General features: G+C 44.4%; 10 protein-coding genes. 3 read left to right on the plus strand and 7 right to left on the minus strand.

Annotated features, from left to right (window positions below; all coding sequences use genetic code 11):
- Positions 1-433: 433 nt before the first annotated feature.
- Entirely contained in the window at positions 434-847 is a 414-nt protein-coding gene (locus tag ACFSRY_RS14600; RefSeq protein WP_377511207.1) for an OsmC family protein, read from the minus strand.
- 192 nt (positions 848-1039) lie between these two features.
- Positions 1040-1465, minus strand: coding sequence for a DUF2267 domain-containing protein (locus tag ACFSRY_RS14605; protein ID WP_377509136.1), 426 nt, complete (start codon positions 1463-1465; stop codon positions 1040-1042).
- Positions 1466-1725: 260 nt separating this feature from the next.
- On the opposite strand from ACFSRY_RS14605, the gene ACFSRY_RS14610 reads away from it, so the two are divergent.
- Both ACFSRY_RS14610 and gyrB read left to right on the plus strand, forming a co-directional pair.
- Complete coding sequence (locus tag ACFSRY_RS14610; protein WP_377509141.1) at positions 1726-2367, plus strand: SIMPL domain-containing protein; 642 nt, start codon at positions 1726-1728, stop codon at positions 2365-2367.
- Between the two features lie 232 nt (positions 2368-2599).
- The gene (gyrB, locus tag ACFSRY_RS14615) at positions 2600-4558 is read left to right on the plus strand and encodes a DNA topoisomerase (ATP-hydrolyzing) subunit B (protein ID WP_377509145.1); all 1959 of its coding nucleotides are present in this window, start codon (positions 2600-2602) and stop codon (positions 4556-4558) included.
- A gap of 56 nt (positions 4559-4614) precedes the next feature.
- Here gyrB and ACFSRY_RS14620 read toward each other — a convergent pair whose 3' ends face one another.
- Genes ACFSRY_RS14620 through ACFSRY_RS14630 form a run of 3 tightly spaced genes read right to left on the minus strand, consistent with a single transcriptional unit; the run spans position 4615 to position 7135 of the window.
- Positions 4615-5556, minus strand: coding sequence for a DUF5996 family protein (locus ACFSRY_RS14620; protein ID WP_377509149.1), 942 nt, complete (start codon positions 5554-5556; stop codon positions 4615-4617).
- Between the two features lie 48 nt (positions 5557-5604).
- A complete protein-coding gene (locus ACFSRY_RS14625) occupies positions 5605-6699 on the minus strand; it encodes a hypothetical protein (RefSeq protein WP_377509153.1) in 1095 nt (364 codons plus the stop codon).
- Positions 6671-7135 (minus strand): hypothetical protein, encoded by a 465-nt coding sequence (locus tag ACFSRY_RS14630; protein ID WP_377509156.1) that lies wholly within the window; start codon positions 7133-7135, stop codon positions 6671-6673. Before ACFSRY_RS14630 ends, ACFSRY_RS14625 begins: the two co-directional genes overlap by 29 nt.
- 181 nt (positions 7136-7316) lie before the next feature.
- Between ACFSRY_RS14630 and ppk1 the strand changes: the two genes are divergently transcribed.
- On the plus strand, positions 7317-9422 hold the full coding sequence (ppk1, locus tag ACFSRY_RS14635) for a polyphosphate kinase 1 (RefSeq protein WP_377509159.1): 2106 nt from the start codon (positions 7317-7319) through the stop codon (positions 9420-9422).
- Between the two features lie 111 nt (positions 9423-9533).
- Here the strand turns inward: ppk1 and ACFSRY_RS14640 are convergent, their stop codons facing one another.
- On the minus strand, positions 9534-10433 hold the full coding sequence (locus ACFSRY_RS14640; RefSeq protein ID WP_377509162.1) for a Ppx/GppA phosphatase family protein: 900 nt from the start codon (positions 10431-10433) through the stop codon (positions 9534-9536).
- A gap of 62 nt (positions 10434-10495) precedes the next feature.
- Positions 10496-11848 (minus strand): peptidoglycan DD-metalloendopeptidase family protein, encoded by a 1353-nt coding sequence (locus tag ACFSRY_RS14645; protein ID WP_377509165.1) that lies wholly within the window; start codon positions 11846-11848, stop codon positions 10496-10498.
- Positions 11849-11994 lie beyond the last annotated feature (146 nt).

Consider the following 11994-nt stretch of genomic DNA (forward strand, 5'->3'; position numbering starts at 1 on the left):
AATATATACCGGTCGGTGGCGAAAATGTGCAGGAGGAGCTTTTATTAATGCTGTGAAACAGTGCTGGTATTGGCAAAATGATGCAGGTAAGGGAAGCTTTTTCTTTCGAAAAAGAATGGGTATAAAAAAGCTGGTCCCGTAGCTGTGCCACATGTAACAAAGGTACAGCTGCAGTCTGGGATGTGCAAAAAAGTATTGTGGTTTGGCCGAATAGCAAGTTTGATAAAACAGGCTGATCTTTGTTATAATGGCCAGGTGACCACACTACACTATATTTTCTTGAAACAGAAGTTCCTGGTGTAGGAGAAATGGCTTCAAAGTAGGTGTGTGCTGTTAGAGGATGGAAAGTAACAGCTGCGGGGCAAGAAATGACTTGGTTGATGCTTATGCCAAAGGTATAACCCTGCCTGTGTCTGTACAGGCAGGGTTAAATTTATTGGTTTAATTTTGACGATACAGAGATATCTGCTTTTAAAAGCTTTGAGACAGGACAGTTCTGTTCCGCTTCTTTTACTAATTCCTCAAACTTACCTTTTTCAATACCTGGTACAGTAGCACTAACTTCTAAGTGAGAGTTGGTGATGGTTCCGTTCTCTAACGTTATAGTACACTGCGTTTCCAGGCGCTCAGGGTTGAAGCCGGCTTCGGTTAAATTACCACTTAACTTCATAGTGAAACAGCCAGAATGAGCAGCTGCAATTAGTTCTTCTGGGTTAGTGCCTATGCCATCTGCAAAGCGTGAATTAAAAGAGTACTGAGTTTCTTTAAGTGTGCCAGTTTGTGTGCTTAAGTGACCTTTGCCCTCTTTAATTGTTCCCTGCCAAACGGCTGTAGCTTTTCTTTTCATAAATTTTTCTTTAGGTTTTATATGTATTGAATTCATTCAGAGGCTGAATGTTTGATGAGAGACACATTCCTTTACTTTCCCTGCTCCCTACTTGTTGCAGTTTCTGCTTTCAGAATGGATACTGCTGAAACATTGTTAGTACAAAAAAAGGCCCGGAATGACCCGGGCCTTCTGAGGTTTAAGCTTTTTCGACTAAACAGGTACGGTTATTTCCGAGTGTAGTGCCTGGGCTATTTGCTTGTACTGACCTTCAGAAATATGATCGCGCAGGAAGGACATTACATCTTGAAAAGCATAGTATGCATGGTCAAGGGTAGGGAAGTCAGCATCCTCAGCAAAAGCATTCTTTGTGCGGATAAACTCCAGCCACTCGTCTTCGTGCCGGATACGCACTGGCTCATGCATGGTAAACCCATCAAAATATATTCCTTTCCACATTATTGGAAGCTGCGCAGCAAAGTGAACAGCCTCTGCAGAAGGAATCCTGTCGCGGATGGCATGTAGCACTGCCCTGAAAATTCTTGCTGCTTTTTGCTCGTCATCAATTCCGAGGTAAGTGCATAATTCATGCAACCAGGTTTTCCCATCTTTCAAATAATTTTCAAAGTTCATTGACATAGTTTTACCTCCTTCTTTTAAATGTTACATTCACTTAAAGTAACGATTGTAAAAGGCAAGGGTTATTAGTACTGGGTTAATGTTAAACCACAGACAGGGAACAGGTTTATAACATAGATAACCTGCAAGTTGCCTGATATAAAACACTGATTTATTCTGTAAGAACCACGGGGGCAGTTGAAAATATTTTATAGTTTTAAGAATGGAATGGCATGATTCTAGTCAGCCAATTTCTATATATAAAACAACTATCTACTACTATGAAAAAGATCAATTCTATAGGCTTAGTACTTATACTAAGCGTTGCGGCCTTTGCAGGTTGCCAGGTACGTGAGCGTGAAGAAGCAAATCAGGATTACCTGGAGGTGATCGGGGAATATGAGCAACAGACACCTGAGGCAGGCTACCGGTTAAACCTTTCCTACAATGGCCCAATAGAGCAACGCGAAAAATTTTTAAAATGGGCTGACTCTGTCAAGCAGGTTGTTCCCTCCATGGTTAAAATGAATGAGGGTATTTACCTGAACTACATGCCTGAGCAGATGGGCAAGAAAATCAGCAGGGACATGTATCAGACAAGCGTTACCTACTTGCTTACAGTATCGGATAGTTCCTTGTACAGCAGCCTAACAGAAGATCTTCTTGAAAGGAACATTCCCTTCAACTTAAATGTGATGGGTACCTTTATGGAGCCAGAGCAGAAGACAAAGCTACAGCACCAGATGCTACAAAAGGCTATGGAGAATGCCAGGGCTAAGTTAGATTTTATGATCAGCGACGGACGCGAATATGAAATTATAGGGATAGAGGAGCTTGATAATACGACTCCCTATGGTCCGGAGTACTATGATTTTAATCGGCGGATGGTAGCGAGGGTGAAAGTGAAAGCAAGCCTTAAATAGAAGTGTTGATTGGGTAAAATCGAAGTTTTGTTAATTGTGTTTTTCAAGGGTTTAAACCTCTCCTAAAGGCACTTTTGTTGCACATAAAATGTTAGGTAATAAGTGGTTATGCGGTGCTGTTAAAGGCAGTGTTAAGTAGTGCTGTAATTAGCCTGTTTTATGCCCTCTAAAAGTATAGCATAAACCAAATAAAAGTGGTAATTTTACCTATCCAATCTACCCAATTATACACATGAGTGAAGTAGAAGAAAAATCATTAGCTAACGATTATTCAGCAAATAGTATTCAGGTACTGGAGGGGCTCGAAGCAGTACGTAAGCGTCCGGCCATGTACATCGGTGATATTGGCATCAAAGGTCTGCACCACCTGGTTTGGGAAGTTGTAGACAACTCAATTGATGAGGCGCTTGCCGGTCATTGTAACGAGATTAACGTTCAGATCAACGAAAATAACTCTATCACGGTATCGGATAATGGTCGTGGTATTCCAACGGATTTCCACACAAAAGAAGGCCGCTCTGCCCTGGAGGTAGTAATGACGGTTCTGCACGCCGGTGGTAAGTTCGATAAAGACACATATAAAGTTTCCGGTGGTTTGCATGGTGTGGGTGTATCCTGCGTTAACGCGCTCTCCACGGACCTGCATGTAACGGTGCATCGTAACGGCAAGGTACATGAGCAGCATTATAATATTGGTGTTCCTGCTTATCCTGTTCGTGAAATAGGCACTACAGACAAAACTGGTACAACGGTAACATTCCAGCCAGACGCTTCTATTTTTACCAGCACAGAGTATAAATACGATACAATTGCCAGCCGTTTACGCGAACTTTCGTTCCTGAACAAGGGCATCCGTATTAACCTGCGCGATATGCGTGAAGTAAATGACCAGGGCGAACCGCTTAACGATACTTTCCTTTCTGAAGGTGGTCTGAAAGAATTTGTTGCCTACCTGGATGAAACCCGTGAGAACCTGATCCCGGAGCCGATCCATGTGGAGAGCGAGAAGAATGGTGTACCTGTAGAGATTGCTTTGCAGTATAACACGTCGTACACGGAGAACATCTTCTCTTACGTGAACAACATCAACACTATTGAAGGAGGTACCCACGTAGCAGGTTTCCGCCGTGCCCTTACCCGTACCTTAAAGGCATATGCTGATAAATCCGGTATGCTGGACAAGGTGAAGGTTGACATTGCGGGAGATGACTTCCGTGAAGGTTTGACAGCGGTTATCTCTGTAAAGGTGCAGGAACCTCAGTTTGAGGGCCAGACTAAAACGAAACTTGGTAACTCGGAGGTTTCTGGTGCTGTGGATACAGCTGTAGGCGAAATGCTGAACCAGTATCTGGAGGAGAATCCGAAAGAGGCGCGTATTATTGTGCAGAAGGTAATCCTTGCTGCTCAGGCACGCTTTGCAGCCCGTAAGGCACGTGAGATGGTACAGCGTAAGAGTGTGCTTTCCAGCACAAGCTTACCTGGTAAACTGGCCGATTGCTCGGACAGTAATCCCGAGAACTGCGAAATTTACCTGGTAGAGGGTGACTCAGCGGGTGGTTCTGCCAAACAGGGTCGGGATCGTAAGTTCCAGGCTATCCTGCCGCTTCGTGGTAAAATTCTGAACGTAGAGAAGGCGCAGGAGCATCGTATCTACGAGAATGAAGAGATTAAGAACATGATCACTGCCCTGGGAGTCAGCTTTGGTACGCCAGAAGATGATAAGGCGCTGAACATGGTAAAACTTCGTTATCATAAGGTGATCATCATGACGGATGCGGACGTGGACGGATCGCACATCCGTACCCTGATTCTTACTTTCTTCTTCCGCTACATGAGAGACCTGATCGAGAAAGGTTATGTATACATTGCATTGCCTCCGCTGTACCTTGTTAAGAAAGGTAAGGAAGAACGTTATTGCTGGAGTGAGCAGGATCGTATTAACGCCATTCAGGAGTTAGGTAAAGGCAAAGAGGAAAGCGTAGGCGTTCAGCGATACAAAGGTCTTGGTGAGATGAACCCTGAGCAGCTTTGGAGTACAACCATGGATCCGGGTACACGAAGCCTCAAGCGAGTAGATATTGAATCTGCAGCTGAAGCCGATCACCTGTTCTCGATGCTGATGGGTGATGAAGTTGCGCCACGCAGAGACTTCATCGAAAGAAATGCTAAGTATGCACGTGTAGACGTGTAAGGTAGATACCTGTTAAATAGGAAAGGCCCGCTGTTAAGCGGGCCTTTCCTATTTGATTATAACTCATCGAGCGGAATAGCTTTTAACTCTTCCACCGGCCAGTTTGCCAGTTCAGCTCCGGCCTTATATGCGGTTTCAAAGAAGTCCAGTAGTTTCTCTCTTGGATTATCTAAAAGACGTAGCTCTTCATAATTTAAAATAGCCATGGGGCTGCCATTGGAGTCTGTCCAGTGTGCTTGCTTTGGCTGAAGCATCTCAAGGTCTATACCATCCGGGGATGGATAGGTGTATGAGTAAAAGGCAGGATAACGAACCTGCTCATCTCCTGGCCAGAAACCGAAGCTGATTACTTCATGTGAATAAGCATCCTTTTCTACCACACTGGCATTTTCATGAATGGGTATACTTTTGCCGGAGAAGCGGGTAACAGTTAAGTCCATGTGGTGCCAATACAACTGAACAGGGCACGTTTTTCCGTAGAAACGGCCGCTAAACTCCTTCATTACCTGGTCAACAGCCACCATTACACGCCAGTACCTGTTAACCTGTTCTGGATTATAGGTGGCATGTGTGTGATCCTGGGCAAAAGGAATATTACTTTTTATGTCATATGGTTTAGCGAGAATATTAACTTTTACCCCCAGTACCTCTAATGACTTCATAACAGAAGTATAGAACTGCGACACACTGACGCCATCCTGCAGCGTAATAGTTTCAACAGCTCCAGTATTGGTCTTTATGGTTAATTGATGATCAATAAAATCAAAGTCAATTTCAAAAGTGAAAAACTTGTACGGAATAGGACCTGTACCAAGTCCGCGGGAGGTAACATAAAGGGTTACGTTCCACCAGTGATTGCGGCGGGGCATCAGCTTTAACCTGATCTTACCTATAATCTGGATGTACAGGTGTAGTGTTTCCTTTGTAGGTTCCCACTCTTCCAGGGGCAGTGGAGGAAAATCCGGAGCAAATTCAGTACTTAAATCTTCTGTAACCATATCTAACTAGCTTTGCTTTTATGGTACGGAAGAATTAAAGTTTTGTGCTTAGCGTTTGTGCCTGAGGTAGTGTAACAGGCGTGAGGCTGTTCGCAGACCAGGTAAGAAAAGTATTCCGGAGAGGTAGTAGTTACTTTCTTTTATTTTGTTTCTGTAATTCTCAAAAGCGGTCTGGTATTCGGCTGGTTCTTTCACAACAGAGGCTTCCGAAATAGAATTTATAACAGCATAGTATCTTTTATAAAGGGGCTGTAGGATGAGGCTGTAAGGCGTGAACAGGCAAACTATAAGTAAGGTGGCCACTACAAAGTAAGTCAGGAACACCAGCATGTTCATCACGTGAAAAATGATCAGCAGCAAACCGATCCAAGGCCGTAGGGGCTGGCGGAAAGCCCCGAAGATGCTTATTGACTGTAAGTATACCACTATCAGGAAACTTACCTGCCATAACAGAACGTGCTCTGTAAATATAGTTTCCAGCTCAAAGTTAAGGTCAAAATTACGGTAGCTGACAAAGGAATTGAACAAAGCGCCATAAGGATGCAGCCAATGTGCATCCGGAGAGAAAGTTACCAGTTTGAATAGCAGGGAGGGGACTTTCCAGAGACCGGCCAGTGTATAGGTAAATAGAATACCAGCATAAAACCAGTTGATAGCCTGATGAACATACTTGTCAGGAGCCTGCAGAAGATGCCTGCTAACGGGAACGAAAATAAGGAATAAGTGAGAGAGGAGGAGCGTGTGGTTCACATGGCTCAGAAAGCCGTAGCCCCAGTGAGGCAGGTTTAGCCATAACAGGCACAAGGCTAGCACTAACTGCACTATCACCATATTTCTAAGAAAAACTAGCTGCACCAGGTTTGCCGCTATGGCTATGCCCGCTATAGTATAAAAAAGTGTCTCTCCGGGTAAGGCTGGCATTATCCAGCTCACGAGTTTATCGTTAAACCAAAAAATCTCTTTAGGGCGGTCCTGCAGCAAGATGAATTTCTGAATTGTCCAGTATATCCAGACAAACGTGAAGATCCTGAAAACCTGAACGCTCACAAAGAAGTTGAACACATTCCGGGATATGTCCTCCCGCTGGTCAGACTTGGTTCTTATGTTTGTTTCCTTAAAAGCGGATAACAGTGAGGGTGTCATATTGCTGTGGATTTTCAATCAATTCCAGAGGGCTGTAAGTTTCACGAACTATTTTATATCTATCGGCAGGCGGTGCCACATAGTGAACAAAAACTTTGAGCCTGTTTTTAAATAGGGCAGTGTCCGGAGAGTCTGCCATTGAGGCAGCTACAAGCTTGTTTAGCGTGTAAACATATTCATCGGGAGTGAAGTTTAGGGAAGTGGTAGGAACCGGCTGTCGCTCCCAATTTTGTTGTTCTTCGCTAAAGCTGTAGATTCTGTATTCAGTAAATGTATGCTTACTACCAAGAGGCTGCGTATAAAGTTTCCAGGTTGCAAAGGGGTAAATTTCACCCCACCCAAAGGCTCCTGTAACCACAGTGGCAAAAGAACCTGTTATACTTACCAGCACCAGGACCTTTGTGCATTTCAGGCGAATCGCTGTACTTAATTTCATATAAAAATACGCCGGAGGATAGTAATGCCCTGGCAAACAACCAAATTAACTATTTTTATATAAATTGGCTAAGTAAATAAGTTAGTAATATGGAGGATTAGCTATACTTTATCCTTATATTTTGGTTAATTAGTGCTATTAGCCTTTAAACAATTTTTAAAAGGCCCTTAAAATTGTGAACATGCTTATCAATAAGGTCTCCGACCAGATAAAGAAAAGTAAATACATTAGCCGCGATCTCAGTTGGCTGCGTTTTAACTACCGTGTGCTGGACCAGGCACGGGATACACATAAAAGCTTTTTTGACAGGCTCAAGTTCTTAGCCATTACCTCTTCCAACCTCGATGAGTTCTTCATGATCAGGGTAGGTAGTTTGTATAACTATCTGGATTACGGCAAAGAACGCCTGGACTACTCAGGGCTACGCGAGCTGCCATTTCGGAAAAAGCTTCTTGATTATGCCCATCGTTATGTGAATGATCAGTACCTGACATTTAATACTGAATTAAAGCCTCTGTTTACGAAGCATGGGTTTGATATACTAAAAGTAGCAGACCTTACAGAGATAGAGCAGAAGAAAGTTGATAGCTACTTTAAAAATACGATCTATCCACTACTTACTCCCATGGTGTTTGACAACTACCATGGATTTCCGCTGCTGATGAACCAGTTGCTGACGTTTGGTGTGGTAACCCGTACGTCAGATGAGGGTGGTAAGCCCCAGGATAGGCTCACCTTTGTGCAGATACCGCAGAACCTCGCGCGCTTTTATGAGATTAACCGCAAGGATAAGATTATTTTTGTCCCTATTGAGGAGATTATCAGAGGGAAGATCAAAAAGCTCTTTCGCAACGTGGAGATTGTGTCAGTAAACCTGTTCCGCATAACACGAAACGGTGACTTTACCCTGGAAGAGTCTGATGACCTGGAGGCAGACTTTGTGCAGGAAATAAAGGCTAAGCTCAAAACGCGTAAGAAAGGACGTGTTGTGCGCCTGGAAATTGAGCGGAACCCCTCGCAGTTCATGCTGCGGATACTAAAGGAACGTTGGACAATTGACAACGCTAACATCTTTACGATTAACAGCCTGATGGACCTACGGGGCCTCTGGCAGGTGGTCAATCACCGGCAGTTTAAAGATAAGGGCTTTAAACAGCCTTCTTCTGTGCCTCCGCTTAGCTTGCCAAGCGATAATGTTGATTTGTTTGAGTACCTGAAAGAGCATGATGTGCTGTTGCACCATCCTTACAACAGTATGGAGCCAGTGGTGAGCTTGTTGGAGCGTGCTGCCGAAGACCCTTCTGTGCTAGGTATAAAGCAGACAATTTACCGTCTGGCAGATCAGTCCCGGGTAACAGCAGCTCTCTTGAAAGCCGCTGAGAATGGAAAACACGTATCGGTTCTTTTTGAGGTAAAGGCTCGTTTTGACGAAGAACGGAATATCAAAGAGGGTGAGCGGCTGGAAAAAGCAGGTTGTTTTGTGATCTATGGTATCAGCAAGTATAAAACACATACCAAAATGATGATGATCATCCGCAAGGAAGGAGAGAAGGTAACGCGGTATGTGCACATTGGCAGTGGTAACTATAATGAACAGACGGCGCGACTCTATACCGATATAAGCCTACTTACGACAAATGAGGTATATGCCCATGATGTGTCTGAATTCTTCAATGTAATAACAGGCCATTCCAGACCAAATGAGTACAAGTACCTGATGACATCTCCAAAGGGAATGCGGCACCAGTTAATAGAACTCATCCGGCATGAGGCCCGCAATGCTAAGAAAGGACTGAAAAGCGGCATTGTAATCAAAATAAACTCACTGGAGGACAGAGAAATTATAGATGAGATGTACAAGGCCTCTAAGGCGGGTGTTCAGATAAAGCTGATTGTTCGGGGTATTTGCTGCCTGCGCCCTGGGCGCGAGGACCTGAGTGAGAACATAAGCGTGAAGAGTATAGTAGGAGAGTACCTGGAGCACACGCGTCTGTACTACTTCCACAATAACGGGGATTCTAGGTTATACAGTGGCAGTGCAGACTGCATGGTGCGCAGCTTCGATCGCCGTATTGAAGCACTGTTCCTGATCGTGAATGAGGAGCTGAAGAAGGAAGCGATAAACATGCTTTACTGGAACTTGCTCGATAACCGAAACTCCTACATCATGCGCGAGGATGGGACCTACGTGAAAAAACGTGCCGCAACTAACGAGGAAATAATAGATGTTCACAAGCTCTTCTACAGTAAGAGTTATACTGAAGTCGGACAAGTGGAGCTAGTATAACTTTACCTTGTCTGGCTGTTCTTTAGAGGATAAAAAAAGAAATCAAGAGCGGCTGCAGTTAGTTATTAAGACTAAACTGCAGCCGCTCTTGATTTTTGATGAAGACTTATATCAACTGATGTTGCTGATCACAAAGCGTTCTGGATGGTAGCGCTCATAAAGGGCGTGGAGAATTCCATCTTTTAAGCCAACGGCAGGTACAATCATGCTTTCCAGCTTAGCCCACTTCATAGCCGAAAGGTATATTTCAGAGGCAGGTATGATCACGTCAGCACGATCCGGGTTTAGGAGCAGCTTTGTTATCCGGTCTTCCATACTCATTTCAGCTACCCTGGCGGCCACCTCTTCAATTTGCTTTCTGAAGATGGGCTTGCCAGCTGACTTGCCAGCCAATTCATATAGCTTATTGATGTTTCCTCCTGTTCCAATAGCGCGGGATACGTGATATTTACGTGCGTTCGTTTCTATCCATTCGCGCATGCGATTCCAGAGCTCCTTCGAATCGCGGTTGTGCATGTGGCGGATAGATCCCTGCTCAAAAGACTGGGATGCCATCTTCTCCCGGTTTACATACACATTGAATTCTGTGCTGCCACCACCAACATCTACATGCAGGTAATTTCGCTCATCCAGGAAATTAAAAATTACCTTATTGATCAGATCAGCCTCTGTTTCTCCATCAATCACATTAATATCCAATCCTACTTCCTGCTGTACCCGCTCAATGATTTCTGGTGCATTAAAGGAGGTACGCATGGCGGATGTGGCACAGATCATATGGTGATCTACGTCATGCACATCCAGCAGCAACTGGAATGCTTTAAGAAGTTTTACAAACTTCTCAATCTTAACATCACTGATATAGCCTGTATTAAAAACATCTTCGCCGAACCGAATGGCATAGCGAATATATTCCACCTTCTTAAAAAAGACATTTCCATTCTGGTTCAGTACGCTTGAGATCTGGCACCTTACAGCGTTTGAACCGATATCTATAGCAGCTAATTTCAATTATATCTATCCTGGTTTTTTATTCGAATTGTAAATATAAAAAATTATAGCAAAGAGAAGGCCTAAAACAGCTTTACGGAACCAGGTAACCAACCAATCATGCCTGTTTCGTTTTTGATGAGGGAAAATTCCTTATACTTACCCATCACTGCTATGCTGCTGCCTGCTTTTAAGTGATCCATGGCAGGTGCACCTGTATATGGCTGGTCCAGAACAGGGGCGGCCTCGGAAAGTTTTCCTGAATTGATAGGTTTGTGAGTCGCTTCTACAAGACTACTGGCAACATACGCTTCTTTGCCATGGGGTAGCCTTATCCTGTACCAATCGGTAGTGCCGCCGGTAACAAGTAGCGGGGTATGCTGCGGCAGTGTTGTGTATACATCAGAATTTATGTTTGGCTGCAGGCGCACATTAGCTGACCTGGCCGCTATGCGTATCCAGTTTCCAATATGAGTCGCATCAATCTTAACAGGTGGTGCTGTTACACTAGATGCATGAACGTAAGGGTATGGATTGGTGGCGCCACGCCCGGACCTGTAAATGCCAAAATGCAGGTGTGGCTTTGTTGTTTTGGCATTACCCGTATTACCAATGAAACCGATAGTGTCTCCCGGTTGTACCCGCTGGCCCGGTGAAACCAACTGACTGTCGAGGTGCGCGTAGTACAGGTTCTGCCTGCGGTTAAAATCAGAAACCCACACTACTTTTCCTCCTCTTGGTGTGGTGCTAACGCGTGTTACCAGCCCTTCGGCTGATGCCAGTGCGGGTGTGCCACGCGGGGCAAAAACGTCAATGCCTTCATGTCTTCTTGCGCCACCGTCGCGTGAATCGCCCCAGACACTGGCAATATTCCGGCTACTTTTGCCGGCTACCGGAAAGGCTAGCGTTGGTTCGGATTTTATAGTGACAGTATACTGCCCTCCGCGCAATAACTCTGGCTGCACCCGAAGTATGTGCGGTAAATCCTCTTCAACCTCATAAGTTAACGTAGTGGTTAAGGTATCTGCAGAGGCAACATGATCCGGTTCTGCTCCAGGTATCGCTGGTGCCTCAAAGATATCCAGGAATACAAGGGCAGCTTCCCGGGCTTTCATTTCCAGATTTACAGTAATTCGTTCTCCCCGTTTAGCGTCAATCCTGTATCCCAATGCCTTCGGCTTTTCAGCTGAAAAATAGCCTGTTTCCTTAAATGGAAGCGCAACAATAATAGAATCCTGTAAAGCCTGCTTACCAGCTGTGAGCCAGTCTTGGCCAAGTGCTGTCTGATCTAGTTTTGCATCCTTCAGCTTTGCTACATAGCGCTCATAAGGCGTCTGATTTTTGAATACGCCTCGAAGGGTTTGTTTACCGCTACAACTGGCAAGCAACAGAGCCAGTATACTATAGATAAGGAAGGTTATTTTTAGATGCTGCATATAGCATTGGTTCTTTTATATTATCTGTAAACAACTTTATACGCAAAAACAGTGCCTGCAGCGCTAGTGGTGTGGATTGTGTTACGGATGAATAAAACTCTCGTATAAAAGAGTTTACAGTGGCAGAAGCTGCTTTGAAACAGACT

It is taken from the genome of Pontibacter locisalis (assembly GCF_042684605.1).
Lineage (GTDB): Bacteria > Bacteroidota > Bacteroidia > Cytophagales > Hymenobacteraceae > Pontibacter > Pontibacter locisalis.